Source organism: Pseudomonas sp. P4_B4, assembly GCF_056402255.1.
Window position 1 is genome coordinate 1 of record NZ_JBFUHS010000001.1, and the last position, 26,283, is coordinate 26,283.

The following is a 26,283-nucleotide window of genomic DNA, read 5'->3' on the forward strand; positions in this document are numbered from 1 at the left end:
GTGCTGTGCTGCATGAGCGTTACCCGATTGAATTTTTTTCGGTACAGCTCGTGACCACGATCATCCTGTGCATGTAGATGAAAGGTGTGTTTTCCCAAGTCGATGGCGGCAATAGCTACTTTGTTCATGGCAACGATCTCCGATGAGCCCCCTGCGAAAGCTTAGTGGGCGATCACAGGGGGCAGCGGGGGTAGCCATTTCATTAGGGGAACGCATTCCAATGTGGGAGCGGGCTTGCTCGCGAATGGTGTACCTCGGTCTTACTGAATGAAATCAGGCCCGGCCTTTGCTTGCCGCTAACCCCAGCGGTCTTTAGACTTACGCCTCATTTCAATGAGAGCAGGGTCGATGCCAGCTGCCTTTCCCCCCGATTCTGTTGGTCTGGTGACGCCGCAAGTGGCGCACTTCAGCGAACCCTTGGCGTTGGCTTGTGGACGTTCGCTCCCGGCCTATGACCTGATTTACGAAACCTACGGCACGCTCAACGCCACGGCGAGCAACGCCGTGCTGATCTGCCACGCCCTGTCCGGTCACCACCACGCCGCCGGCTACCACAGCGCCGACGACCGCAAACCCGGTTGGTGGGACAGCTGCATCGGCCCCGGCAAGCCGATCGACACCAGCAAGTTCTTCGTGGTCAGCCTGAACAACCTCGGCGGCTGCAACGGTTCCACTGGCCCGAGCAGCATCAACCCGGAGACTGGCAAGCCGTTCGGCGCCGATTTCCCGGTCCTGACCGTCGAGGATTGGGTGCACAGCCAGGCGCGCCTGGCCGATCGTCTCGGCATCGCCCAGTTCGCGGCCGTTATCGGCGGCAGCCTCGGCGGCATGCAGGCGATGCAATGGAGCATCACCTACCCTGACCGCATTCGTCACTGCCTGGCCATCGCCTCGGCGCCCAAGCTGTCGGCACAGAACATCGCGTTCAACGAAGTGGCGCGCCAGGCGATCCTCACCGACCCTGAATTCCACGGCGGTTCGTTCCAGGAACACAACGTGATCCCCAAGCGCGGTCTGATGCTCGCGCGGATGGTCGGGCACATCACCTACCTGTCCGACGACTCCATGGGCGAAAAATTCGGCCGCGGGCTCAAGAGCGAGAAGCTCAACTACGACTTCCACAGCGTCGAATTCCAGGTGGAAAGCTACCTGCGCTATCAGGGCGAAGAGTTCTCCGGACGCTTCGACGCCAACACGTACCTGTTAATGACCAAAGCGCTCGACTACTTCGATCCGGCGGCCAACTTCGACGATAACCTGGCGAAAACCTTTGAAGGTGCAAAAGCCAAGTTCTGCGTGATGTCGTTCACCACCGACTGGCGCTTCTCCCCTGCCCGCTCGCGGGAACTGGTGGACGCACTGATGGCCGCGCGCAAGGACGTCTGCTACCTCGAGATCGACGCTCCGCAAGGCCACGACGCCTTCCTGATTCCGATCCCGCGCTATCTGCAGGCATTCGGCAATTACATGAACCGCATTACGTTGTGAGAAAGCCATGAGAGCTGATCTGGAAATCATCCAGGAATGGATCCCCGCCGGCAGCCGCGTGCTCGACCTCGGGTGCGGCGATGGCGAACTGCTGACCTGGCTGCGCGACAACAAGCAAGTCACCGGTTATGGCCTGGAAAACGACGCCGACAACATCGCCGAGTGCGTGGCCAAGGGCATCAACGTCATCGAACAGGACCTGGACAAGGGCCTGGGCAACTTTGCCAGCAACAGTTTCGATATCGTGGTCATGACCCAGGCGCTGCAAGCGGTGCACTACCCGGACAGGATCCTCGAGGAAATGCTGCGCGTCGGCCGTCAGTGCATCATCACTTTCCCGAATTTCGGTCACTGGCGCTGCCGCTGGTACCTGGCGAGCAAGGGCCGTATGCCGGTTTCCGAGTTCCTGCCGTACACCTGGTACAACACGCCGAACATTCACTTCTGCACCTTCGCGGACTTTGAAGCCTTGTGTCGCGAACGTGAAGCGAAGGTCATTGATCGGCTGGCCGTGGATCAACAGCATCGGCACGGGTGGGCCAGCAAGCTATGGCCTAATCTGTTAGGTGAGATCGGCATCTACCGGGTCAGCAGCCCGGGACTTTCCGACCACAAGATCGCAGTCTGATCCACCCTATTTCAAGGAGAACGATCATGGGTCGTCTAGCGTTGTTTCTACTCACTGCCTGCCTGAGCGTCACCGCCATGGCCGCCGACGCCATCAAGAGCGAACGCAAGGAAACCTTCGGCGACGTGACAGTGCACTACAACACCTTCAACTCCACCTACCTGCTACCGGACGTTGCCAAGGCCGCCCAACTGACGCGCAGCAAGGATCAGGGCGTGATCAACATTACGGTGATCAAGGCCGGCACGCCGATGATGGCCGAGGTCAGCGGCACCGTCAAAGACCTGACCAGCCAAAGCTACACGCTGAACTTCAAACAAGTCACCGAGCAAGGAGCGATCTACTACATCGCCCAATACCCGGTACCGCAGCAGGAAATCCGCACCTTCGACATCAAGGTGCAGACCGGCGACAAGATCAACACCATTAATTTCAACCAAGAGCTCTTCCCCGGCCAATGATCAACTTCACGCAACTCGTATTGGCCAGCCATAACGCCGGCAAACTCAAGGAACTCCAGACCATGCTCGGCGAGTCGGTGCATCTGCGCTCGATTGGCGAGTTCAGCAGCGTCGAACCTGAAGAAACCGGCCTGTCGTTCGTCGAGAACGCCATCCTCAAGGCCCGCAATGCCGCGCGCATTTCCGGCCTGCCGGCGCTGGCCGACGATTCCGGGCTGGCGGTGGATTTCCTTGGCGGTGCGCCGGGCATCTACTCGGCGCGTTATGCCGACGGCAAGGGCGATGCGGCGAACAACGCCAAGCTGCTCGACGTGTTGAAAGACGTGCCTGAAGCCGAACGTGGTGCGCAGTTCGTGTGCGTGCTGGCATTGGTGCGCCACGCCGATGATCCGTTGCCGATCCTCTGCGAAGGTTTGTGGCACGGGCGAATCCTGACCCAGGCCAGCGGCGAACACGGCTTTGGCTACGACCCGCTGTTCTGGGTGCCTGGGCGCGACTGCTCCAGCGCCGAACTGAGCCCACGCGACAAGAACCAGATCAGCCACCGCGCCCGTGCAATGGATCTGCTGCGCCAGCGTCTGGGCTTGAAATGACCCGTGAATCATCCGCGTCGCCGCTGATCTTCGGCGGCGATGCACAATCGCCTCGGGCGGCCCTGCCTGTGCTGCCGCCGCTAGCGCTGTATATCCACATCCCTTGGTGCGTGCGCAAATGCCCTTATTGCGACTTCAACTCCCACACCGCCAGCCCGGTGCTGCCGGAAGAAGAGTACGTCGACGCATTGCTGGCCGATCTCGATCAGGACCTGCACGCCGTTTATGGTCGTGAGCTGAGCTCGATTTTCTTTGGTGGCGGCACGCCAAGCCTGTTCAGCGCTGATTCGCTGGGTCGCTTGCTCAAAGGCGTCGAACAGCGCATTCCGTTTGCCAGCGACATCGAGATCACGCTGGAAGCCAATCCGGGGACGTTCGAGCAAGACAAGTTCGTGGCGTACCGGAAACTGGGCATAAATCGCCTGTCGATCGGCATCCAGAGCTTTCAGCAAGAAAAGCTCGAGGCCCTGGGGCGGATTCACAACGGTGACGAAGCCGTACGCGCCGCCGGCATGGCGCGGCAGGCCGGGTTCGATAACTTCAACCTGGACTTGATGCATGGCTTGCCGAATCAGTCCCTGGACGATGCCTTGGCCGACCTGCGCACAGCCATCGCCCTGAAACCGACACACCTGTCGTGGTATCAACTGACTCTGGAACCGAACACGGTGTTCTGGAACCAGCCGCCGACGCTGCCGGAAGACGACACACTGTGGGACATTCAGGAAGCCGGGCAAGCGCTGTTGGCCGAACACGGTTACGCGCAATACGAAGTCTCGGCCTATGCCTTGCCCGGTCGCCCGGCGCGCCACAACCTCAATTACTGGAGTTTTGGCGACTTCATCGGCATTGGCGCGGGTGCCCATGGCAAGCTCAGCCATCCGGACGGGCGCATCATTCGCACCTGGAAGACCCGCCTGCCGAAGGATTACCTGAATCCGGCGAAGAGCTTCCAGGCTGGCGAGAAAGCGCTGGGCAACGATGAAATGCCGTTCGAATTCCTGATGAACGCGCTGCGCCTGACTGAAGGCGTCGAATCGCGGCTGTACCCGGAACGTACCGGCATGACTCTGGAAAGCCTTGCTGAAGGCCGCCGTGAAGCCGAACAAAGCGGCCTGTTGCAGGTCGAACCGTCACGTCTGGTAGCCACCGAGCGCGGACAACTCTTCCTCAACGACTTGCTGCAGAAATTTCTGACATAAGGAAATCGAATGGATTTGGTACTCGACCTGCTTGCCACCGTGTCTCGCTGGAGCCGCAGCAACCTCTCGGAAATCGCCCTGGCCCTGGTGGGCTGCCTGCTGGTGCTGTTCGGTGCAGATTTCAAAGGCTGGGTCGAGCAGCGTCTGGGCAGCATCGCCGGCGCCTTGCGCGTGCCACTGATGTCCCTGCTGTGCCTGATCGGCAGCGGCGCGGCGCTGATCTACGCCACGCCGTGGGTCGTGCGCGGCTTGAGCCAGTTCAACAACTACAGCCTGGCACCGGTGTTGCTGGTGGTGTTGGTGTTGATTGGTGTGGTCGCGGATCGCCGCTGATCTTCGGGCATACCTAAAACAACTGTGGGAGCGAGCTTGCTCGCGATGGCGGCCTGACAGTCAACAGAGATGTTGAATGTTATGGCCTCATCGCGAGCAAGCTCGCTCCCACAGTTTGTATTAAGTGAAGTTTAAGACTGCTTCTCGAACTTCAAATCCCACACCCCATGCCCAAGACGCTCGCCACGGCGCTCGAACTTGGTGATCGGCCGCTCGGCCGGGCGCGGTACGCACTTGCCGTCTTCGGCGAGGTTTCTGTAACCCGGCGCAACGTTCATCACTTCCAGCATGTACTCGGCGTACGGTTCCCAATCGGTGGCCATGTGCAGAATGCCGCCGACTTTCAACTTGCTGCGCACCAATTCGGCGAAGGACGCCTGAACGATACGACGCTTGTGGTGACGGCTCTTGTGCCACGGGTCCGGGAAAAACAGCATCAGGCGATCGAGGCTGTTATCGGCCACGCAGCGGTTGAGCACTTCGATCGCATCGCAATCGTAAACCCGCAGGTTGGTCAGGCCTTGCGTCAGCACGCCATTGAGCAGCGCACCGACACCCGGACGGTGAACCTCGACGCCAATGAAATCCTGATCCGGCGAAGCCGCTGCCATTTCCAGCAGCGAGTGTCCCATGCCGAAACCGATTTCCAGCGAGCGCGGCGCCGAGCGACCGAACACCTGGTCGAAATCCACCGGCGCGTCGGCCAGCGGCAGCACGAACAGCGGAGTGCCCTGCTCCAGGCCCTTTTGCTGGCCTTCGGTCATGCGCCCGGCGCGCATCACGAAACTCTTGATGCGGCGGTGTTGGCGCTCGTCGCCTTCTTCCGTCTGGATTGGCGTGTCGTTCGATTCAGTCATCAATGGCTCTTACTTGATCAGACCATCCAGCGGCGAAGAGGCGCTGGCATAGAGTTTTTTTGGCATGCGGCCGGCGAGGTAAGCCAGGCGGCCTGCGACGATCGCATGTTTCATGGCTTCAGCCATCATGATCGGCTGCTGGGCATGTGCGATGGCCGAGTTCATCAGCACCGCATCACAGCCCAGTTCCATGGCGATGGTGGCGTCGGAAGCAGTACCGACACCAGCATCCACCAATACTGGAATCTTGGCTTCTTCGAGGATGATCTGCAGGTTATACGGGTTGCAGATTCCCAGGCCGGAGCCGATCAGACCGGCCAGCGGCATCACCGCGATACAGCCGATTTCCGCCAATTGACGGGCGATGATCGGATCATCACTGGTGTAGACCATCACGTCGAAGCCTTCCTTGACCAGCGTTTCGGCGGCCTTGAGGGTTTCGATCACGTTGGGGAACAGGGTTTTCTGGTCGGCCAGCACTTCCAGCTTCACCAGGTTGTGGCCATCGAGCAGCTCACGGGCCAGGCGGCAGGTGCGCACGGCTTCGATGGCGTCGTAGCAACCGGCGGTGTTCGGCAGGAAGGTGTAGCGATCCGGCGACAGCACTTCGAGCAGGTTCGGCTCGCCCTCGATCTGGCCAAGGTTGGTGCGGCGCACGGCGAAGGTGACGATCTCGGCACCCGAGGCTTCGATGGCCAGGCGGGTTTCTTCCATGTCACGGTACTTGCCGGTACCGACCAGCAAACGCGACTGGTAAGTACGACCGGCCAGGACGAAAGGCTTGTCGCTGCGAACGATGCTCATGGGAAATCCTCTGTAGGAGTGAGGTACTTGCAGAATTCTGTGGCCACTCGGCCGAGGGTGCTAGCCGCCGCCGATGGCGTGCACCACTTCGACGTTGTCGCCGTCGTTCAACGCGGTGTCTGCATGCTGACTGCGCGGGACGATATCCAGATTGAGTTCGACCGCCACCCGGCGTCCGGTCAGGTCCAGACGGGTCAGCAGGGCCGCAACGGTTTCACCGTCGGGCAGTTCAAAGGATTCGCCGTTCAACTGAATGCGCATGCCGGATGCCGCCATCATTTTTAGGGGCTGGCATTCTAGCCCGATCATGACCTAAAGGTCAGCAACAAGCGTCAAGCGGTAAGCTGCAAACGCCAGGCGGCAAGTCCGAGGCAAAACCAGCCCACCAGGAAGGCCAGGCCACCGAACGGGGTGATGATGCCGAGCTTGCTGATGCCGGTCAGCGTCAAGATGTACAGGCTGCCGGAGAACAGCAGGATACCGATCGCAAACGATGCGCCGGCCCAAGTGGCGAGTCGACCGGGAATTTGCGAGGCCAGCGCTGCAACACCGAGCAACGCCAGGGCATGCACCAACTGATAGGTGACGCCCGTGTGGAAAATCGCCATGTACTCGGCACTCAGGCGGTTTTTCAGGCCGTGGGCGGCAAAGGCGCCGAGGCCGACACCGGTGAAGCCGAAAAAAGCGGCCAGCATCAGAAAGCCACGCAGCATGCAGAACTCCAGTCAGTTTCGATCCAAAGGGACTGTATAATGGCCTGCTCAACGGGTTCGGCCAAGCCATCACTATGCTGCGTATCTATTTCCGTCGTTTCACCAAGGCCGTGCTCTGGTTCATGGGTGGCAGCGTATTGCTGGTGCTGATCTTTCGCGTGGTGCCGCCACCGGGGACGACGCTGATGGTCGAGCGCAAGATCGAATCCTGGTTCGACGGAGAACCCATCGACCTGCAACGAACCTGGAAACCCTGGGACGAGATTTCCGATGACCTGAAAGTCGCGGTGATTGCTGGGGAAGACCAGAAATTCCCGGAGCACTGGGGCTTCGATATCGGCGCGATTCAGGCGGCGTTTGCCCATAACGAACGCGGCGGTTCGATCCGTGGCGCCAGCACCCTAAGCCAGCAAGTCTCGAAAAACCTGTTCCTGTGGTCTGGCCGCAGCTGGCTGCGCAAAGGCCTGGAAGCCTGGTTCACCGGACTGATCGAAGTGTTCTGGCCCAAGCAGCGGATTCTTGAGGTGTACCTCAACAGCGTCGAGTGGGATGACGGCGTGTTTGGCGCCGAAGCGGCGGCCCGGCATCACTTTGGCGTGAGTGCCAAAGGTCTCAGCCGCCAACAATCGAGCTTGCTGGCGGCCGTTCTGCCCAACCCGCGAGTATGGAGTGCGAGCCATCCAACCGCTTACGTGGCGCGACGTGCAGGCTGGATTCGGCGACAGATGAGCCAACTGGGTGGCGACAGCTATCTGGTCGGGCTGAACGATTCGCGTCGGGCGCCCTGGGCCCAATAACACCGAAGATCCCCCCTGTGGTGGATCTGAAATGTCACCACAAACAAAAACGCCCCGATCAATGACCGGGGCGTTTTTTATTGCCTGCTCGCCAGTTAAGCAGCGATCGACAACTTGAGCTTGTTCATCGCGCTCTTCTCGAGTTGGCGAATACGCTCGGCCGACACGTTGTACTTCTGCGCCAGGTCGTGCAGCGTGGCCTTTTCTTCCGCCAGCCAGCGCTGGTAGAGGATGTCACGGCTGCGGTCGTCCAGCACTTCCAGGGCTTCGTGCAGGTTGTGGTTGGAGTTGTCGCTCCAGTCGGCATCTTCCAGTTGACGGGCCGGGTCGTACCGGTGGTCTTCCAGATAGTTGGCCGGCGACTGGAAAGCACTGTCGTCGTCCGCTTCGGCAGCCGGGTCGAAGGCCATGTCATGGCCGGTCAGACGGCTTTCCATCTCGCGCACTTCCCGAGGCTCTACACCCAGGCTTTCCGCCACACGGTGGACTTCCTCGTTGTTCAGCCAGGCCAGACGCTTCTTCTGGCTGCGCAGGTTGAAGAACAACTTGCGCTGGGCCTTGGTGGTCGCGACTTTCACGATGCGCCAGTTGCGCAGGATGAACTCGTGGATTTCCGCCTTGATCCAGTGCACGGCAAAGGACACCAGGCGCACGCCCATTTCCGGGTTGAAGCGCTTCACGGCCTTCATCAGGCCAACGTTGCCTTCCTGGATCAGGTCAGCCTGGGCCAGGCCATAGCCGGAATAGCTACGGGCGATATGTACGACAAAACGCAGGTGGGCGAGCACCATCTGCCGAGCCGCCCCCAAATCCTGCTCATAATAGAGACTCTCGGCCAGTTCACGCTCCTGCTCCGGCGACAGCAATGGAATGCTGTTGACGGTGTGCACATAGGCCTCCAGGTTCGCACCCGGGACCAGAGCATATGCAGGTTGCAAAGAATTGGTCATACGAAAAAACCTCCGACTTACAAACTCGTGCAGTTCAGCACTGCGAAAATTGACCGGAAACCGAAAGACAAGTTCCCAAAAACCCAAAAACGCTGAAAGGTCAATACGAGCAAAATGATACTACTTAGGCGCAAGCTCCCTCAGGTGGCGTGCGACTGCAATCCATGCACCGATATACCCCAACAGCACCGCGCCAAGCAAGAGAGACAGACCGTCGGCAACTGGCACTCCAGCCAGCGCAAAATCACTGCCGTACAAACCGGCCAGCCCCACCACCGCGTCGTTCAGCCAGTCAAGGCCGAACGCCAGTACGCCCCAGGACAGAATCCCCGCACCGAAGCCATACAGCGCACCCATATACAGAAAGGGCCTGCGTACATAGCTGTCAGTGCCGCCGACCAGTTTAATCACTTCTATCTCTGTGCGGCGGTTTTCAATATGAAGACGAATGGTATTGCCTATCACCAAAAGTAATGCAGAAACCAGAAGCACGGTCAGACCGAAGACAAAACGGTCACCCAGCTTGAGGATGGCTGCCAGACGCTCGACCCAGACTAAATCAAGTTGCGCCTGTTGTACCTTCGGCAGCTCGGATAGTTTTTGTCTTAATGCTTCAAGGGCCGGCTTGTCGACTTCGGCCGGCGTCACCAGGACCACGCCCGGCAGCGGGTTCTCCGGCAACTCCTTGAGCGCCTCGCCCAGCCCGGACTGTTGCTGGAACTCTTCCAGCGCCTGCTCCCGGCCAACGTACTCGGCATCGGCGACGCCAGGCATGCCCTTGATCTGATCACGCAGCGATTCGCCTTCGGCCGGTTTGGCCTCAAGGTCCAGGTACAGGGAAATCTGCGCCGCGCGCTGCCAGGAACCGCCCAAGCGCTCGACGTTACCTAGCAAAAGTGACAGGCCCATGGGCAAACTCAGGGCCACCGCCATCACCATGCAGGTGAAAAAACTGCCAATGGGCTGCTTGCCCAGGCGGCGCAGGCTATCCACCAGACTGGCTCGATGGCTTTCGATCCAGGCGCGGAACAACGTGGCAAAGTCCGGCCCGTCGTCATCATCGCGTTTTTTCTTTTGCGGCTGCTGATCGGCGGCCTTCGGGGCCACTCGCTCGGAAACCTTGGGACTACGTGTTGCACTCATACCGCGGCCTCCCCGTCGCCGATCAATCGACCACGTTGCAAGGTCAGCATGCGGTGGCGCATGCGGGCGATCAGGGCCAGGTCGTGACTGGCGATCAGCACGCTGGTACCCAGGCGATTGATGTCTTCGAACACACCCATGATCTCGGCGGCCAGACGCGGGTCGAGGTTACCGGTCGGTTCGTCCGCCAACAGCAAGGCCGGACGGTGAACGATGGCGCGTGCGATGCCGACGCGCTGCTGCTGACCGGTGGACAGGTCGCCCGGGTACAGATCGGTTTTATCCGACAGCGCCACGCGCTCCAGTGCCGAGTCCACGCGCTTGGCGATCTCGGCCTTGGACAGCCCCAGGATCTGCAAAGGCAACGCGACGTTATTGAACACCGTGCGATCGAACAGCAACTGGTGATTCTGGAACACCACGCCGATCTGCCGGCGCAAGAAAGGAATCTGCGCGTTGCTGATGGTGCTCAGGTCTTGCCCGGCGAGCAGCAGCTTGCCGCTGGTCGGGCGCTCCATCGCCAGCAACAGGCGCAACAGTGTGGATTTACCGGCACCGGAATGGCCGGTGACAAACAAGAACTCGCCACGACGGACTCGAAAGCTCAGCTCATGCAAGCCGACGTGACCGTTCGGGTAGCGCTTACCGACCTGTTCGAAACGAATCATGAACGCTCCCGCTCGGCAAACAATGCCTGGACAAAGGGTTCTGCTTCAAAGGTACGCAAATCGTCGATGCCTTCACCGACTCCAATGTAGCGGATCGGCAGGCCGAATTGCTTGGCCAGGGCGAAAATCACCCCACCCTTGGCAGTGCCGTCGAGCTTGGTCAGCGCCAGGCCGGTCAGTTCGACGGTCTGGTTGAATTGTTTGGCCTGGTTGATGGCGTTCTGGCCAGTGCCAGCATCAAGCACCAACAGCACTTCGTGAGGTGCGTCGGCGTCGAGCTTGCCGATCACCCGGCGAACCTTTTTCAGCTCTTCCATCAGATTGTCTTTGGTGTGCAGGCGGCCGGCGGTGTCGGCGATCAGCACGTCGATGCCACGGGCCTTGGCGGCCTGCACGGCATCGAAGATCACCGAGGCCGAGTCAGCGCCAGTGTGCTGCGCAATCACCGGGATCTTGTTGCGCTCACCCCAGACCTGCAATTGCTCCACTGCCGCGGCACGGAAGGTGTCGCCAGCGGCAAGCATGACTTTCTTGCCTTCCAGCTGCAGTTTCTTCGCCAGCTTGCCGATGGTGGTGGTCTTGCCGGCACCGTTGACGCCGACCACCAGAATCACGAACGGCTTGTTCTGCGAGGTGATTTTCAGCGACTGCTCGACAGGCTTGAGCATCGCTGCCAGCTCGGCTTGCAGGGATTTGTACAAGGCGTCGGCATCGGCCAGCTCCTTGCGGGCGACCTTCTGCGTCAAACGCTGAATGATCACCGACGTGGCTTCGACACCAACGTCGGCTGTCAGCAAACGGGTTTCGAGGTCTTCGAGCAGTTCGTCATCAATAACCTTTTTGCCCAGGAACAGGCTGGCCATGCCTTCGCCGATACTGGCGCTGGTCTTGGACAGGCCCTGCTTGAGGCGGGCGAAGAAACCGGCTTTGGTTTCTTCGGTGCGTACGGGTTCTACCGGGGTTTCGACGGGCGCCGCGATCGGCTCAGGAATCGGAGCGGGGGCAGGCGCTTGAGCAACCGGAGCAACCGGAGCAACCGGAGCAACCGGAGCAACGAATACCGGAACCTCTGGCTGGCTGACAACGGGCACGGGCTCAGCCACAACGACTGGCGCCACCACCGGCTCGATCACAGGTGCTTGAACCGGCGCCGGCGCGAACGCTGCCGGAGCCGGAATCGGTGGTGTCACGTGAGGAGCCAGGTCATTCTCGACCAATGCCACGGGCTCTTCGGCTACCGGCAGGGTCAACCACGGTTCGGCCGTCGGGGCCGGCGGCTGTTCGATGACGATTTCGCTGACTGGTTCAGGAGCGGCTTCAACCTTGGGTTGCAGCAACGGCTCGGCAATCGGCAGAACAACCGGCGCGGGCGCTTCGTCTATTACCGGGACCGGCATCGGCGCTGGTTCAGGAATGGCTTGTGGCTGTTCGACGACGGGTTCCTGCGGCTTTTTGCGCAGCCATCCGAACAGGCTTTTTTTCTCGCCAGCCGCAGCTGGGGTCTTCTTGTCGTCGTTGGAACCAAACATGGAGGACGGCTATCTCACGGTAGCGACGCGCCAATGGCGCCCCGGCAAATAAATATTCGATGCAGAACAGACTGTGTTTCACCCAGCTTGTTCACGCGCAACATTTTGTCGAGGTGCTCGTCGGCGCCTCAAGGAATCGATTTCTCATAGGACTAAAGCAGCAAAATCGGCGAAAACGCGGAATTCAGTTGATAAACATCCACCTTCCGTCGCAAACCCATTCAACCTGATCAAGCATAAAGGCCTGATAGGCGTGGCCGCCGCTAAAACGGATCAGTATCCTAGGGCGTGTCATCAATCATTACCAGTACCGCGTGGCCGCCTGAAAGCGGGCCAGACAAGGCGCAGGCCGCAGGGAATGTGCTTTCCTTGCCAAGGACTGCAACGCAGTATGGCCCGCTTTCAGGCGACCACCCGGAGGGCCGGGCCTGATAGTGCGCAGGGCTGCGTTGCTCGGAGTTTATTTGGAATACCAAACTACACTCCTCGCGCCTTGCCCTGCGCACTATCAGGCTCCGGCGCGGTACTGGTAATGATTGATGACACGCCCTACCTCTCGCCCGCTGACGCTAAGAACAAGCGGGCAGCCCCAAAGGTTTGAAAACGAATGAATGCTCTTGCCCGCCGCGCCGCTGGCCTGCTGCTCAGCACAGTTTGCCTGCCCCTTTCGGCCCTGGCTGCCGACCCGCAACCCACCCACGAATTCACCCTCGACAACGGTCTGAAGGTGGTCGTGCGTGAAGACCACCGTGCGCCAGTGGTGGTTTCCCAGGTCTGGTACAAGGTCGGCTCCAGCTACGAGACCCCGGGTAATACCGGCCTGTCCCACGCTCTGGAACACATGATGTTCAAGGGCAGCGAGAAAGTCGGCCCCGGCGAAGCCTCGCTGATCCTGCGCGACCTCGGCGCCGAAGAGAACGCATTCACCAGTGACGACTTCACCGCGTACTACCAGGTGCTGGCCCGGGATCGCCTGGGTGTGGCCTTCGAACTGGAAGCCGATCGCATGGCCAGCCTGCGCCTGCCGGCCGACGAGTTCGCCAAGGAAATCGAGGTCATCAAGGAAGAACGTCGCCTGCGTACCGACGACAAGCCGATGTCCAAGGCCTACGAGCGCTTCAAGGCCATGGCCTACCCGGCCAGCGGCTATCACACGCCGACCATCGGCTGGATGGCCGACCTTGAGCGGATGAAAGTCGAAGAGCTGCGCCACTGGTACGAAACCTGGTACGTGCCCAACAACGCCACGCTGGTTGTGGTTGGCGATGTCACCCCAGACGAAGTCAAAACTCTGGCCCAACGTTATTTCGACCCGATCGCCAAGCGTGATGTGCCCGCCGCGAAAAAACCGCTGGAACTGGCCGAACCGGGCGAGCGCCAGATCATCCTGCACGTGCAGACCCAACTGCCTAGCCTGATGCTGGCCTTCAACGTGCCGAGCATCGCCACCGCCGAAGACAAGCGCCTGGTCAATGCCCTGCGCCTGATCTCGGCACTGCTCGACGGCGGCTACAGCGGACGCATCCCGACGCAACTGGAGCGCGGCGAAGAACTGGTGTCCGGCGGCTCGTCGAGTTACGACGCCTACACCCGTGGCGACAGCCTCTTCACCCTGTCGGCATCGCCAAATTCACAGAAACACAAGACCATCGCCCAGGCACAAGCCGGTTTGTGGAAGCTGCTCGACCAGCTGAAAACCACGGCGCCAACCGCTGAAGAACTGGAACGCGTACGTGCACAAGTCATCGCCGGCCTGGTCTTCGAGCGCGACTCGATCACCAGCCAGGCCACGGCCATCGGCCAACTGGAAACCGTCGGCCTGTCATGGAAACTGATGGACACCGAACTGGCCGATCTGGAAAGCGTGACACCGCAAGACATCCAGAAAGCCGCCAAGCTGTATTTCACCCGCGAACGTCTCAGCGTCGCCCATGTACTGCCTCTGGAGACGACTCATGAGTGAGCGTAAACCCTCCCGTCTGGCCCTGATCGGCCTGGTCGCCGTCGCCGTTATCGGTTCCGCCGCGTTCTATTTGTCGCGCTCTGGCGAAACCAATGCCAGCGAAGCCCTGGACAAGGCCAAGGCCAGCCAGAAACTGCAATCACTGACCGAGCTCAACGGCAAGGCACCGGACCACCGCAAGCTGGACGTGCAGACCTGGAACACCACAGAAGGCACCAAGGTGCTGTTTGTCGAAGCCCATGAGTTACCGATGTTCGACATGCGCCTGATCTTCGCCGCCGGCAGCAGCCAGGACGGCGATGCACCGGGCGTGGCGGTGTTGACCAACGCCATGCTCAACGAAGGCGTGGCCGGCAAAGACGTTGGCGCCATTGCCCAGGGCTTCGAAGGCCTGGGCGCCGATTTCGGCAACGGCGCTTATAAGGACATGGCAATCGCTTCGCTGCGCAGCCTCAGTGTCAAGGACAAGCGCGAGCCGGCCCTGAAGCTGTTCGCCGAAGTCATCGGCAAGCCGACTTACCCTGCCGATTCGCTGGCCCGCATCAAGAACCAGATGCTTGCCGGTTTCGAATACCAGAAACAGAACCCCGGCAAACTGGCGAGCCTGGAACTGATGAACCGCTTGTACGGTGATCACCCGTACGCACACGCCAGCGACGGCACGGCGAAAACCGTCCCGGCGATCACCGTGGCCCAACTGCGTGCTTTCCACGAGAAAGCTTACGCCGCCGGTAACGTGGTGATCGCGCTGGTCGGCGACCTGTCCCGTGCAGAAGCCGAAGCGATTGCCGCGCAGGTTTCCAGTGCCCTTCCCAAAGGCCCGGCCTTGCCGAAAATTGCGCAACCGGTCGAGCCCAAGGCCAGCGTCGGCCATATCGAGTTCCCGTCCAAGCAGACCAACCTGATGCTCGCGCAATTGGGCATCGACCGCGACGACCCGGACTACGCAGCGTTGTCCATGGGGAACCAGATTCTCGGTGGCGGCGGCTTCGGCACCCGCCTGATGAGCGAAGTGCGCGAGAAGCGTGGCCTGACTTACGGTGTGTATTCGGGCTTCACCCCGATGCAGGCGCGTGGCCCGTTCATGATTAACCTGCAGACCCGCGCCGAGATGAGTGAAGGCACCCTGAAACTGGTGCAGGATGTACTGGCCGACTACCTTAAAACCGGCCCAACCGAAAAAGAGCTCGACGACGCCAAGCGCGAACTGGCCGGCAGCTTCCCGCTGTCCACCGCCAGCAACGCCGATATCGTCGGTCAGCTGGGCGCCATCGGTTTTTACAACTTGCCGTTGAGTCACCTGGAAGACTTCATGCAACAGTCCCAGGCCTTGACCGTCGAGCAGGTCAAAGCCGCCATGAACAAACACCTGAGCACGGACAAGATGGTCATCGTCAGCGCTGGCCCGACCGTGCCGCAAAAGCCGTTACCGGCCCCTACTGATAAACCTTCCGAGCAGCCGCTCGGGGTTCCGGAGCATTAATGGCCCATTCTAAAAAACCCGCCAAAAACGTCCATAACGGCGTGAATCAACTGCGCATCATTGGCGGTGAATGGCGCAGCCGCAAGCTGAGCTTCCCCGACGCCCCGGGCCTGCGCCCGACGCCGGACCGGGTGCGTGAAACCCTGTTCAACTGGCTCGCACCTTACGTGCCAGGCGCCAAGGTACTCGACCCGTTCACCGGCAGCGGCGCGCTGTTCCTCGAAGCCCTGTCCCGTGGCGCAGCCATGGGCCAGGCGCTGGATGCCAGCAGTATCGCGGTGTCCAGTCTGAAGGAACACCTGGGCACATTGCGCTGCACCAACGGCCAGGTCCAGACCGCCGACGCCCTGCGCTATCTGGAAACCCAGACCGCAACGGCTTACGACCTGGTGTTCCTCGACCCGCCGTTCAACCAGAATCTGCTGCCCGCCGTTTGCAAGTTGCTCGAAGAGCGCCAATGGCTGGCCGAGGATGCCTGGGTGTACACCGAAAGCGAGTCCGCGCCTTCGACCCTGGGCCTGCCGCAGAACTGGCGCCTGCACCGGGAGCAAAAATCCGGGCGTGTGTATTACTCTTTGTGGCAGCGCTTCGCTGAAAAACCTGCTGAATAAAGCGCACGGGCAGGCCGGCGGCCTGCCCGGCACGATGGCTGTTTCTTAAAACGCAACACATCTGAGGTGGCTTGTTCCTCTGATCCTGGATCATCGTTGACGTGCGAAATGTCTCGCATGGATGCAATGAATGATTAATGGATGAACAAGCCAATGACTGAACGAACTCCACACCCCACCCATGACTTCACCCTCGACAATGGCCTCAGGGTCATCGTGCGCGAGGATCACAGAACCCCTCAGGTCGGACTCACACTGGTTTTTGCCGTAGGAACTGATGACGAGCGCCCCGAAGACTTCGGGGTCACACGTGTATTACAAAATGCACTGATGCCTGACTATGAGGATTTCATCAAAGAAACCGGAGCCACTCATCAAAACTTCGGTGGCCGTGAAAATCTGAGCGACCGTTTACTGATCGCCGCCGAACACCTGGAAAGCGCTCTCAAAATCCAGTCGACCATCATGACGGACGAAATATCGGATGAATGGCTGCGCACCTGTCTGGACGAAGAACTGCTGCGCAACAAGGAAGAGTCCCTGTTCATATCCGCGATCAGCTTCAGTCCGGAAATCGACGCCCTGATAAACACCGGCAACAGTTACTACAGACCAAACGAAGCGATTGCCGCCAATCTTGAACGCCTGACCTTTGAACATCTCAGAAACTGGCGTCAGAGCCGGTATTGCCCCGGCAATGCATGCCTGGTGGTTGTCGGCGATGTCGAGGTCGAGGAGGCAAGACAATTGGTCGAGCGTCACTTCGGATCGAAAGACCAGCGCGCCGCCCCCTTCAGGCCCTTGATAAAAGGACCGTCAGAGCCCGGTTACCGCCAGATAACGCAACGTCTGGAAACCGAATACCCGCTGATGCTCGTCATATTCAATACACCGGGGATGGAAAACGCCCCCGATCCGCAATCCGTCAGGGCACTGGAAATACTGGATTCCCTGTTTGAATCCTCTGCACGCCTGAAGTCATTCGGGAATGACAACCGCTCGACAATTATTGCGACAACCTTTCGACTCAGTCGAGCCAGTAACCGATTCATCCTTGCGTTCCACTTCGAGGGTAATCCGCAGAAAGCCGAAGCCGATCTGTGGGCATTGCTGGATGACGTCAAGCGCGTGCCGTTCACTCCCGAGGAAATCGAGCCCGCCATCATGCAGGAAAGCACCACCCGGCAGGCGCTCTATGACACCCCTTTTGGGCTGTCGGGCAGCATCGGTCATCTTGTTGCAACTGCTCAGCCATGGCAGTTGATCGATCTTGAGGTCGCGCAATTACGCAGCGTCACTGCGCAGGATATTCAGTGGGCAGCCAACGAATACTTCACCCGCGAACGCGCAACCGTCGCTCATGTGTTTCCCATCGAGAACAATACCCCCGACGTAACCGGGCCCCCTGCCTGATCATCAGTTCCGGAAAACCGGCCCCGGCGCTCCCACCGCGCAGGGGCCTGCTTTCATCGGTCGCGAATCCACCTGGTTTGTGGCAAGTTAGCAACTTGCGGCGCGCACGACACGCCCCATTAATTCCTCTACATTTCGCGAGCAGCGGTCTGCAATTGAACAACATGCCTCACTACACGCCGCACTCCGATTTCCGATGAAAACCTTTACCCCCGCCTTCGGCCTCGGCAATCCGCACTTGCAAACCTTGTGGGGGCCGCTATGGCGTAAAACCGTGCACATCGGCCGCGAACGCGAACGCCTGTGGCTTGAAGATGGCGACTTTCTCGACCTCGACTGGCATGGCCCGCACAGCGCCGACGCACCGCTGGTGCTGGTGTTGCACGGGCTCACCGGCTCCTCGAATTCGCCTTATGTCGCCGGCATGCAAAAAGCCTTGGGCGACCGAGGCTGGGCCAGCGTCGCGCTGAACTGGCGCGGCTGTTCGGGCGAACCCAACCTGTTGCCGCGCAGCTACCATTCCGGCGCCAGCGAAGACCTGGCCGAAACCATCAGGCACTTGCGGGCCAAACGGCCTCTCGCTCCGCTGTATGCTGTCGGCTACTCATTGGGCGGCAACATCCTGCTCAAGCATTTGGGCGAGACCGGCAGCGACAGCGGCGTGACAGGTGCCGTGGCGGTGTCGGTGCCGTTCCGCCTGGACCAGTGCGCCGACCGCATCGACCAGGGTTTCTCAAAGGTCTATCAGGCACATTTCATGCGCGAGATGCTCGCCTACATCAAGAACAAGCAGCGGCAGTTCCAGCATGACGGACGCGAGGATGGCCTGGCCGCATTGGCCGCGCTTGGCTCGCTGGAAAAAATGCGCACGTTCTGGGACTTCGATGGCCGGGTTACCGCACCGCTGAACGGCTTTGTCGATGCCGAGGATTACTATCGTCGCGCCTCAAGCCGCTATTTCCTTGGCGAAATTCGTACGCCGACCTTGATGATTCAGGCCGCCGACGACCCCTTCGTGTTTCCCCACAGCCTGCCGCACGTCGATGAGTTGTCCGCTTGCACGCAATTCGAACTGCAAGCCAAGGGCGGGCATGTCGGCTTTGTCGACGGCACGCTCAGACAACCTGGTTACTACCTGGAACGGCGCATCCCCGAGTGGCTGGCCGCCACAGGGCGCACTTGAATCATGGACGCTGACCAAGGCGAGTCAATCCACTTCTGGCAAACCCCGCCGCTGGCCGGGGTCGAGTTGTTGTCCGCCCGCTACATCGATCATCGTTTCGCCCCCCACGTGCATGACGGCTATGTGATCGGCATGATCATGGCCGGCGCCCAGCGTTATCGTTATCGCGGTGCCGAACACCTGGCGGGCAGCGGCACGCTGGTACTGATCAATCCCGATGAATTGCACACCGGCCACAAAGGCACCGAGGATGGCTGGCTTTACCGGGCGTTTTATCCGGACAGCGGGCAGATAACCTCGCTGCTGGCCGAACTCGAATTGCCGACCCACCACTTGCCGGCCTTCGGTGCCACGCTGTATCGCGATCAGGATCTGGTGAACGGCTTCTGCCAACTCCACCGCCTGCTGGAAAGCCCCACCACCGCATTGCAGCAACAAACGCTCTGGCGCGAACTGGTGCTGTCGCTGTTGCAGCGTCATGCGGCGGTGCCCGATGCCGGTAAACCTGGCAAGGAGCATCGAGCCGTGAGCCTGGCCAAGGAATTGCTGCACGCGCAACTGACAGCACCGCCCTCACTGGAGGCGCTGGCAGCGGCGGTCAACCTCTCGCCATTCCATTTCGCCCGAGTGTTCCGCCGGGCCACCGGCATGCCGCCGCACACCTGGCTGATGCAACAGCGCATCGCCCGGGCTCGGGCGTTGCTGCAAAGTGGTTGTCTGCCGCTGGAAGTCGCGATGCAACTGGGGTTTGCCGACCAGAGCCATCTGAGCCGGCAGTTCAAGCAAGTGTATGGGGTTGGACCGGGGGCGTATCGCACAGCCCGGCAGTTACCCGGATCTTGATGAAGACGAAAAACCATTGTGGGAGCGGGCTTGCTCGCGAAAGCGGTGGTTCAGTCAACATCTTCTTTGACTGTCACACCGCTTTCGCGAGCAAGCCCGCTCCCACAGGGTTTACGGTGATTATTCGCCGGTGGCAATGCCTCGCGCAGGCTCGTTGATCCACTCGCTCCACGACCCGGCATACAACGAACCCAACGGATAACCGGCCAGACACAACGCAAACAGGTTGTGGCACGCCGTCACGCCGGAACCGCAGTACGCCACCAGATCATTCGGCGAACGAGCGCCCAGTTTCGCGGCGAAGCGCTGCTTGAGCTGATCGGCCGGCAGGAAGCGCCCGTCACTGCCCAGGTTGTCGGTAAACGCCGCACACTGGGCGCCAGGAATGTGCCCGGCAATCGGATCGATCGGCTCCACTTCACCCTTGAAACGCGGCAATGCACGGGCATCGAGCAGGGTCAGTTCCGGCCGCGCAAGGCGCTTTTGCAGATGCTCGGCATCGATCAGCAACGCCGAGTCAGGACTGCCGGTGAAGAAACCACGGGTAATCGCTGGCGCATCCAGGCTCAGCGGCAAACCGGCGGCGTGCCAGGCCTTGAGACCGCCATCGAGGATGAATACACCGTCGCGCTTGCCCAACCATGCCAGCAACCACCAGGCCCGCGCCGCATAGGCACCTGGGCCGTCGTCATACAGAACCACTTCACTATCGGCGTTGATGCCCCAGGCTTGCAGGCGCTCGATCAGTTGCGCCGGCTCGGGTAACGGATGACGCCCGGTCACGCCCTTGACCACGGCGCCACTCAGATCACGCTCGAGGTCGGCATAGCTCGAACCGGCGATGTGCCCTTCGGCATAGCTGCGCTGACCATAATCCGGGTCTTCGAGGGCAAAACGACAATCCAGAATCACCAGCCCCGGCTGGTCCTTTTTCAGGTCCAGTGCTTGCGGGCTGATCAGTTGCGCAATGGGCATAGCGGGCTCCTGTGATTAACTCGGCCTTGATCCTACTGTACTTCTTCCAGTGCCTGGGCGAGGGGCACGTAAAACTCGTCGAACAAGGCGCTGACCGCATCGCGGGCCTCATCCGTGACAAACCCGGCTTCCAGCACCAGCACCTGATACACCCCGCGTTTAATGGCCTGCTCGCTCAAGTGGCTGGAGTTCTCCCGAGTGGTGCACAGGAAACGCACCCAGGACGTGAGGATGATCCAGGCATTGAGCGTCAGGGACTCGATCTGCACCTTGTCCATCTTCAGGATACCGGCGGCGACGAAACCTTCGTAGATCGCCGAACCCTGGATCAGGCAGCGCTGGGAAAAGCGTCGATAGCGGTCGGCAAGGTCCGGGTCGCTGTCGAGCAAATGTTCGAGGTCGCGATGCAGGAAGCGGTAGCGCCACATCGCCGCCAACAGTTCCTTGAGGTAGAAGCGTTTGTCTTCGACCGTGGCGGCACGGCCCTGGGGCGGGCGCAGGAAGCTGTCCACCAGGCTTTCGTACTCGCTGAACAACACGGCGATGATCGCCTGCTTGTTAGGGAAGTGGTAGTACAGGTTGCCCGGGGAAATTTCCATATGGGCAGCAATGTGGTTGGTACTGATGCTGCGCTCGCCCTGTTGATTGAACAGCTCCAGGCTGTTCTGCACGATGCGCTCGCTGGTTTTGATCCGTGGGGCCATGGCTTGAGCTTTAATTCAGAGTGCGTTGACGGGCATCTTAGATCTATCCGCGAGCGGATAAAACAAAGCTGTTCCAGGATGTCATTTGACTTTTTAGAGCATAGACTCTAGAAAGTGCTTCATTACAATAAATCCGGAGCCAACCATGACTGCTGAAATTTCCTACCTGCAGAACCTACAGCAGCCGCTGGAAGAGCTTCAGGCCCTGTTCGACGCCCAGCGTGCCGCCTACGCCGCCAACCCGATGCCACCGGCCGCGCAGCGCCAGCAATGGCTCAAGGCGCTAAAGGATTTGTTGAACAATGAACGCCAGGCCCTGATCGATGCGATCAGCCAGGACTTCAGCCATCGCAGCGCCGATGAAACCCTGCTCGCCGAACTGATGCCCAGCCTGCACGGCATCCATTACGCCAGCAAACACCTCAAGGGCTGGATGCGAGCCTCACGACGCAAGGTGGGCGCAGCCTTCCAGCCAGCCTCGGCCAAAGTGGTTTACCAACCGCTGGGCGTGGTCGGAGTCATCGTGCCGTGGAACTACCCGCTGTACCTGGCCATCGGCCCGTTGGTCGGCGCGCTGTCGGCGGGCAATCGGGTGATGCTCAAGCTCAGTGAGTCGACCCCTGCGACCGGCCTGCTGATGAAGCAACTGCTCGCGCGAATCTTCCCCGAAGACCTGGTTTGCGTGGTCCTGGGCGAGGCGGATATGGGCGTGGCGTTTTCACGCCTGCCGTTCGATCACCTGCTGTTTACCGGCGCCACCAGCATCGGCAAACACGTCATGCGCGCCGCCGCGGAAAACCTGACCCCGGTGACCCTGGAACTGGGCGGCAAGTCCCCGGCCATCGTTTCCCGGGATGTACCACTCAAGGACGCCGCCGAGCGCATCGCCTTCGGCAAGACCCTGAATGCCGGCCAGACCTGCGTGGCCCCGGACTATGTGCTGGTGCCGGAGGATCGCGTCGGAAGTTTCGTCGAAGCCTATCGCTCCGCCGTCCGCGGGTTTTATCCGACGCTGGCCGACAACCCGGACTACACCGCGATCATCAATGAGCGACAACTGGCGCGTCTCAACGGTTACGTCAGCGACGCCACCAGCAAGGGCGCGCTGCTGATGCCGCTGTTCGAACAGGGCCAGGGCCGCCGCATGAGCCACAGCCTGCTGCTCAATGTCACGGACGAGATGACGGTGATGCAGGACGAAATCTTCGGGCCGCTGCTGCCGATCGTGCCGTACAAGGATCTGGACCAGGCATTTGCCTACATCAACCAGCGTCCTCGCCCACTGGCGTTGTATTACTTCGGCTACGACAAGCGCGAACAACAACGCGTGCTGCACGAAACCCATTCCGGTGGTGTGTGCCTGAACGACACCCTGCTGCACGTCGCCCAGGACGACATGCCGTTTGGCGGCATTGGTGCCTCGGGCATGGGCCACTACCACGGCCATGAAGGGTTCCTGACCTTCAGCAAGGCCAAGGGCGTGTTGATCAAACAACGGTTCAACGCCGCGAAGTTGATCTACCCGCCGTACGGCAAGTCGATTCAGAAGCTGATCCAGAAGCTGTTCATCCGCTAACGATCATCACCGTCGAGTAATAACAATAATGAACCCCAGCCTGTCCGATACACCCGCGCTGTCACGGCGCGGGTTGCTTAAGTTCAGCCTCGGCGCCACAGCTTTCCTCGCCACCGCCGGGCTCGGAGCCAGCCTCAGCGGTTGCTCGTCGAGCGTCCCGGCCAATGGTTTCGTCACGTTACGCAGCGGCGACCTGCTGTTTTTGCGGGCGTTGATCCCGGTCATGCTCGACGGTGCCGTGCCCCCCGAACGGATGCCCGAGGCTGTCGAGGGCACACTGAAAAGCCTGGATTACAACCTAGCCCACCTGTCGCCGGAAATGCTCAAGCTGACCCAACAACTGTTCGATGTGTTGGGCATGGCCGTGACCCGCGGACCGCTGACCGGGATCTGGGGCAACTGGGAAAACGCCAGCGCCAACGACATCCGAGCCTTTCTCGATCGCTGGGAAAACAGCTCGTTGAGCCTATTGCGCATGGGCCACAGTTCCTTGCTGCAACTGGTGATGATGGCCTGGTACGGCCGCAAGGAATCGTGGGCGCATTGCGGGTATCCCGGGCCACCAACGGTCTGAGACCGTGGCGACCAAATCGCGAGCAGGCTCGCTCCCACAGGAGATTGCATAACCCTTGTGGGAGCGAGCCTGCTCGCGAAGGCGATCTTGTTAACACCACCAAACATAATAAAAAAGAGAACCCGAAGATGCCCGTACCCGATCCGTTCCGCGAAGGCATGGCCCGAGGCTGGAAAACCTACAACGGCTCGCAACTGACCCAGGACCTGACACTCGAAGCGGACGTGGCGATCATCGGCAGCGGCGCCGGCGGCGGCACCACCGCCGAAATCCTCAGCGCGGCCGGCTACAAGGTGCTGCTGATCGAGGAAGGCCCGCTCAAGACCAGCAATGACTTCAAGCTGCTCGAAGACCAGGCCTACGCCAGCCTTTATCAGGAAGGCATCGGCCGCATGAGCAAGGACGGCGCGATCACCATCCTCCAGGGCCGGGCGGTGGGTGGCACCACGCTGATCAACTGGACTTCCAGTTTCCGCACCCCGGAGCCGACCCTGGAACACTGGGCCAAAGAGCACAGCGTCAAGGGCCACAGCCCGGCGGAAATGGCGCCGTGGTTCGAGAAAATGGAGCAGCGCCTGGGTGTCGCGCCGTGGATGGTGCCACCCAACGCCAACAATGATGTGATCCGCAAGGGCTGCGAAGCACTGAATTACTCATGGCACGTCATCCCGCGCAACGTTCGCGGCTGCTGGAACCTCGGATACTGCGGCATGGGCTGCCCGACCAACGCCAAGCAATCGATGATGGTCACCACCATTCCAGCGACCCTGGAAAAAGGCGGCGAGCTGCTTTACCTGGCCCGCGCCGAAAAACTCACGATCAACGGCGACAAGGTCACCGGCCTGCAATGTTCGGCGATGGATGAACGCTGCGTCGCACCGACCGGGCGCACCATCACGGTCAAGGCGCGGCATTTCGTGCTGGCCGGTGGCGGCATCAACAGCCCGGCCTTGCTGATGCGCTCCGAGGCACCTGACCCGCACAAGCGCCTGGGCAAACGTACGTTCCTGCACCCGGTAAACATGTCCGCCGCGTTGTTCGACGAAGTGGTCAACCCCTTCTACGGCGCGCCGCAGTCGATATATTCCGACCATTTCCAATGGCAGGACGGCACCACGGGCAAGATGTCCTACAAACTGGAAGTCCCGCCCCTGCACCCGGCGCTGGCCACCACATTGCTCGGTGGTTTCGGTCAGGAAAACTCGCAGCACATGGCCAATCTGGCCCATACCCACGCCATGCTGGCGTTGCTGCGGGATGGTTTTCACCCGGACAGCCCCGGTGGCAGCGTCGAATTGCGCAGCGATGACACGCCGGTGCTGGATTACCAGCTATCGCCCTACGCCTGGGATGGATTGCGCCGGGCATTCCATACCATGGCCGAGATCCAGTTTGCCGGTGGCGCCAAGGCCGTGATGCCGATGCACGCTGACGCCCGCTACGTGAAGACCCTCGCCGAAACGCGCACGCTGATCGACGGCCTGAGCCTGGAGTTGTATCGCACACGCCTGGGCAGTGCCCATGTGATGGGCGGTTGCGCCATGGGTGAAGACCCGACAATCGCGGTGGCCGACAGCCTCGGCCGGCATCATCAACTGGGCAATCTGTCGATTCACGACGGCTCGCTGTTCCCCACCAGCATTGGTGCCAATCCGCAGTTGTCGGTCTACGGACTGACGGCGCAACTGGCGACATCCCTGGCCGAACGTTTAAAAAACCCATGAAAATAACGATAATTCCCATCGTCTATAGTGCTTTCTTACCCAACAGGCGACTTGGCCGACCGGGAAGGCTGCGATACCATCCGACTCCCCAACGGATTCCCGCCAGGACGACGCGATGAACCGAGTGTTGTACCCAGGTACCTTCGACCCTATTACCAAGGGCCATGGCGATCTGGTCGAACGCGCCTCGCGCCTGTTCGATCACGTGATCATCGCCGTCGCCGCGAGCCCGAAGAAAAACCCGTTGTTTCCTATGGAACAACGGGTAGAACTGGCGCGCGAGGTCACTAAACATCTGCCGAACGTTGAAGTCGTCGGCTTCTCGACGCTGCTGGCGCACTTCGCCAAAGAGCAGAATGCCAACGTGTTCCTGCGTGGTTTGCGCGCGGTGTCGGACTTCGAATACGAATTCCAGCTGGCCAACATGAACCGCCAGCTGGCGCCGGACGTGGAAAGCCTGTTCCTTACCCCGTCCGAGCGCTACTCGTTCATTTCCTCGACGCTGGTCCGTGAAATCGCAGCCCTGGGCGGCGATATCACCAAGTTCGTGCACCCTGTGGTGGCGGACGCACTGACCGAACGCTTCAAGAAGTAGGAGCTGCCACAGGCTGCGATCTTTTCAGCTTTCGCAGCCTGCACCTCTCTGCACTTGATCGCGCCCGCGTGCACTGCGGGCGCCAATGCGGCACAATTGTACGCATTGGTTTATTGCGCCCGGGCTTGCCGCCCCGGCTGGAGTTAGCATGTCCCTGATCATCACCGACGATTGCATCAACTGCGACGTCTGCGAACCCGAGTGCCCGAACGCCGCCATCTCCCAAGGCGAAGAGATCTACGTGATCGACCCGAACCTGTGCACCCAATGTGTCGGTCACTACGACGAACCGCAGTGCCAGCAGGTCTGCCCGGTGGATTGCATTCCACTGGACGAAGCTCATCCGGAGACTGAAGAGCAGTTGATGGAGAAGTACCGGAAAATTACCGGGAAGGCTTAAGCCATTCGGCGACTTTTAGGATGCCTTCGCGAGCAGGCTCGCTCCCACACTGAATTTGCGCCACCCACAAATC

At 60.4% G+C, this 26,283-nt stretch carries 28 protein-coding genes and 1 pseudogene; 18 read left to right on the top strand and 11 right to left on the bottom strand.

Annotated features, from left to right (window positions below; genetic code table 11):
• Positions 1 to 128: pseudogene (locus AC1DVE_RS00005) on the bottom strand (IS110 family transposase); the annotation flags it as partial.
• A gap of 220 nt (positions 129 to 348) precedes the next feature.
• Here AC1DVE_RS00005 and metX point away from each other — a divergent pair.
• From metX to AC1DVE_RS00035, 6 genes are read left to right on the top strand one after another with little or no spacing between them, the layout of a single operon-like run.
• A complete protein-coding gene (gene metX / locus AC1DVE_RS00010) occupies positions 349 to 1,488 on the top strand; it encodes a homoserine O-succinyltransferase MetX (RefSeq protein WP_223445322.1) in 1,140 nt (379 codons plus the stop codon).
• A 7-nt stretch (positions 1,489 to 1,495) separates the two neighbouring features.
• Complete coding sequence (gene metW, locus AC1DVE_RS00015) at positions 1,496 to 2,116, top strand: methionine biosynthesis protein MetW (protein WP_223460578.1); 621 nt, start codon at positions 1,496 to 1,498, stop codon at positions 2,114 to 2,116.
• 26 nt (positions 2,117 to 2,142) lie between these two features.
• Positions 2,143 to 2,577 (top strand): DUF4426 domain-containing protein, encoded by a 435-nt coding sequence (locus AC1DVE_RS00020; protein ID WP_223460580.1) that lies wholly within the window; start codon positions 2,143 to 2,145, stop codon positions 2,575 to 2,577.
• Positions 2,574 to 3,170, top strand: a complete 597-nt coding sequence (rdgB, locus tag AC1DVE_RS00025; protein ID WP_223460582.1) for an RdgB/HAM1 family non-canonical purine NTP pyrophosphatase — start codon at positions 2,574 to 2,576, stop codon at positions 3,168 to 3,170. The genes AC1DVE_RS00020 and rdgB overlap by 4 nt, the downstream gene beginning before the upstream one ends.
• Positions 3,167 to 4,372, top strand: a complete 1,206-nt coding sequence (gene hemW / locus AC1DVE_RS00030) for a radical SAM family heme chaperone HemW (RefSeq protein WP_223533056.1) — start codon at positions 3,167 to 3,169, stop codon at positions 4,370 to 4,372. Before rdgB ends, hemW begins: the two co-directional genes overlap by 4 nt.
• A gap of 9 nt (positions 4,373 to 4,381) precedes the next feature.
• Complete coding sequence (locus AC1DVE_RS00035) at positions 4,382 to 4,705, top strand: DUF3392 domain-containing protein (RefSeq protein ID WP_223460586.1); 324 nt, start codon at positions 4,382 to 4,384, stop codon at positions 4,703 to 4,705.
• A 131-nt stretch (positions 4,706 to 4,836) separates the two neighbouring features.
• Here the strand turns inward: AC1DVE_RS00035 and trmB are convergent, their stop codons facing one another.
• From trmB to AC1DVE_RS00055, 4 genes are all read right to left on the bottom strand, one after another.
• Positions 4,837 to 5,562, bottom strand: a complete 726-nt coding sequence (trmB, locus tag AC1DVE_RS00040; protein ID WP_056726481.1) for a tRNA (guanosine(46)-N7)-methyltransferase TrmB — start codon at positions 5,560 to 5,562, stop codon at positions 4,837 to 4,839.
• 9 nt (positions 5,563 to 5,571) lie between these two features.
• Entirely contained in the window at positions 5,572 to 6,366 is a 795-nt protein-coding gene (locus AC1DVE_RS00045; RefSeq protein ID WP_032884143.1) for a thiazole synthase, read from the bottom strand.
• 60 nt (positions 6,367 to 6,426) lie between these two features.
• A complete protein-coding gene (thiS, locus tag AC1DVE_RS00050) occupies positions 6,427 to 6,627 on the bottom strand; it encodes a sulfur carrier protein ThiS (RefSeq protein ID WP_050562648.1) in 201 nt (66 codons plus the stop codon).
• A 71-nt stretch (positions 6,628 to 6,698) separates the two neighbouring features.
• Positions 6,699 to 7,079, bottom strand: a complete 381-nt coding sequence (locus tag AC1DVE_RS00055; RefSeq protein WP_223533058.1) for a DUF423 domain-containing protein — start codon at positions 7,077 to 7,079, stop codon at positions 6,699 to 6,701.
• A 74-nt stretch (positions 7,080 to 7,153) separates the two neighbouring features.
• On the opposite strand from AC1DVE_RS00055, the gene mtgA reads away from it, so the two are divergent.
• On the top strand, positions 7,154 to 7,876 hold the full coding sequence (gene mtgA / locus AC1DVE_RS00060) for a monofunctional biosynthetic peptidoglycan transglycosylase (RefSeq protein WP_223460590.1): 723 nt from the start codon (positions 7,154 to 7,156) through the stop codon (positions 7,874 to 7,876).
• Positions 7,877 to 7,971: 95 nt separating this feature from the next.
• Here mtgA and rpoH read toward each other — a convergent pair whose 3' ends face one another.
• From rpoH to ftsY, 4 genes are all read right to left on the bottom strand, one after another.
• Positions 7,972 to 8,826, bottom strand: a complete 855-nt coding sequence (gene rpoH, locus AC1DVE_RS00065; RefSeq protein WP_007975386.1) for an RNA polymerase sigma factor RpoH — start codon at positions 8,824 to 8,826, stop codon at positions 7,972 to 7,974.
• Positions 8,827 to 8,946: 120 nt separating this feature from the next.
• Positions 8,947 to 9,969, bottom strand: coding sequence for a permease-like cell division protein FtsX (gene ftsX, locus AC1DVE_RS00070; RefSeq protein WP_223460592.1), 1,023 nt, complete (start codon positions 9,967 to 9,969; stop codon positions 8,947 to 8,949).
• Positions 9,966 to 10,637 (bottom strand): cell division ATP-binding protein FtsE, encoded by a 672-nt coding sequence (ftsE, locus tag AC1DVE_RS00075; RefSeq protein ID WP_007975383.1) that lies wholly within the window; start codon positions 10,635 to 10,637, stop codon positions 9,966 to 9,968. The genes ftsX and ftsE overlap by 4 nt, the downstream gene beginning before the upstream one ends.
• Positions 10,634 to 12,166, bottom strand: a complete 1,533-nt coding sequence (gene ftsY, locus AC1DVE_RS00080) for a signal recognition particle-docking protein FtsY (protein ID WP_223543294.1) — start codon at positions 12,164 to 12,166, stop codon at positions 10,634 to 10,636. The genes ftsE and ftsY overlap by 4 nt, the downstream gene beginning before the upstream one ends.
• A gap of 607 nt (positions 12,167 to 12,773) precedes the next feature.
• On the opposite strand from ftsY, the gene AC1DVE_RS00085 reads away from it, so the two are divergent.
• From AC1DVE_RS00085 to AC1DVE_RS00110, 6 genes are all read left to right on the top strand, one after another.
• Positions 12,774 to 14,129: a M16 family metallopeptidase gene (locus AC1DVE_RS00085; RefSeq protein WP_477783646.1), complete on the top strand. Its 1,356-nt coding sequence runs from the start codon at positions 12,774 to 12,776 to the stop codon at positions 14,127 to 14,129.
• Entirely contained in the window at positions 14,122 to 15,612 is a 1,491-nt protein-coding gene (locus AC1DVE_RS00090; RefSeq protein WP_223460598.1) for a M16 family metallopeptidase, read from the top strand. Before AC1DVE_RS00085 ends, AC1DVE_RS00090 begins: the two co-directional genes overlap by 8 nt.
• A complete protein-coding gene (rsmD, locus tag AC1DVE_RS00095; RefSeq protein ID WP_223460600.1) occupies positions 15,612 to 16,223 on the top strand; it encodes a 16S rRNA (guanine(966)-N(2))-methyltransferase RsmD in 612 nt (203 codons plus the stop codon). Before AC1DVE_RS00090 ends, rsmD begins: the two co-directional genes overlap by 1 nt.
• A 141-nt stretch (positions 16,224 to 16,364) precedes the next feature.
• The gene (locus AC1DVE_RS00100) at positions 16,365 to 17,636 is read left to right on the top strand and encodes a M16 family metallopeptidase (RefSeq protein ID WP_223460602.1); all 1,272 of its coding nucleotides are present in this window, start codon (positions 16,365 to 16,367) and stop codon (positions 17,634 to 17,636) included.
• Positions 17,637 to 17,832: 196 nt separating this feature from the next.
• The gene (locus AC1DVE_RS00105; RefSeq protein ID WP_223460604.1) at positions 17,833 to 18,819 is read left to right on the top strand and encodes a hydrolase; all 987 of its coding nucleotides are present in this window, start codon (positions 17,833 to 17,835) and stop codon (positions 18,817 to 18,819) included.
• A 3-nt stretch (positions 18,820 to 18,822) separates the two neighbouring features.
• Positions 18,823 to 19,662 carry an AraC family transcriptional regulator gene (locus tag AC1DVE_RS00110; RefSeq protein ID WP_223534182.1) on the top strand — a complete coding sequence of 280 codons (840 nt, stop codon included), beginning with the start codon at positions 18,823 to 18,825 and terminating at the stop codon, positions 19,660 to 19,662.
• 120 nt (positions 19,663 to 19,782) lie between these two features.
• On the opposite strand, the gene AC1DVE_RS00115 is transcribed toward AC1DVE_RS00110, so the two are convergent.
• Together AC1DVE_RS00115 and AC1DVE_RS00120 are read right to left on the bottom strand one after the other, a co-directional pair.
• Positions 19,783 to 20,637 (bottom strand): sulfurtransferase, encoded by an 855-nt coding sequence (locus tag AC1DVE_RS00115; RefSeq protein WP_223455918.1) that lies wholly within the window; start codon positions 20,635 to 20,637, stop codon positions 19,783 to 19,785.
• Between the two features lie 32 nt (positions 20,638 to 20,669).
• A complete protein-coding gene (locus AC1DVE_RS00120) occupies positions 20,670 to 21,341 on the bottom strand; it encodes a TetR/AcrR family transcriptional regulator (RefSeq protein ID WP_223455917.1) in 672 nt (223 codons plus the stop codon).
• A 145-nt stretch (positions 21,342 to 21,486) separates the two neighbouring features.
• Between AC1DVE_RS00120 and AC1DVE_RS00125 the strand changes: the two genes are divergently transcribed.
• The 5 genes from AC1DVE_RS00125 to AC1DVE_RS00145 all read left to right on the top strand — a co-directional run bounded on the left by AC1DVE_RS00125 (position 21,487) and on the right by AC1DVE_RS00145 (position 26,210).
• The gene (locus AC1DVE_RS00125; RefSeq protein WP_223455916.1) at positions 21,487 to 22,917 is read left to right on the top strand and encodes a coniferyl aldehyde dehydrogenase; all 1,431 of its coding nucleotides are present in this window, start codon (positions 21,487 to 21,489) and stop codon (positions 22,915 to 22,917) included.
• A gap of 28 nt (positions 22,918 to 22,945) precedes the next feature.
• Positions 22,946 to 23,491 carry a twin-arginine translocation pathway signal protein gene (locus AC1DVE_RS00130; protein WP_223455915.1) on the top strand — a complete coding sequence of 182 codons (546 nt, stop codon included), beginning with the start codon at positions 22,946 to 22,948 and terminating at the stop codon, positions 23,489 to 23,491.
• 128 nt (positions 23,492 to 23,619) lie between these two features.
• Positions 23,620 to 25,215, top strand: a complete 1,596-nt coding sequence (locus AC1DVE_RS00135; protein WP_223455914.1) for a GMC family oxidoreductase — start codon at positions 23,620 to 23,622, stop codon at positions 25,213 to 25,215.
• A 115-nt stretch (positions 25,216 to 25,330) separates the two neighbouring features.
• Complete coding sequence (coaD, locus tag AC1DVE_RS00140) at positions 25,331 to 25,810, top strand: pantetheine-phosphate adenylyltransferase (protein ID WP_223455913.1); 480 nt, start codon at positions 25,331 to 25,333, stop codon at positions 25,808 to 25,810.
• Positions 25,811 to 25,958: 148 nt separating this feature from the next.
• Positions 25,959 to 26,210, top strand: a complete 252-nt coding sequence (locus AC1DVE_RS00145; protein ID WP_003195146.1) for a YfhL family 4Fe-4S dicluster ferredoxin — start codon at positions 25,959 to 25,961, stop codon at positions 26,208 to 26,210.
• The last annotated feature ends 73 nt before the right edge of the window (positions 26,211 to 26,283 follow it).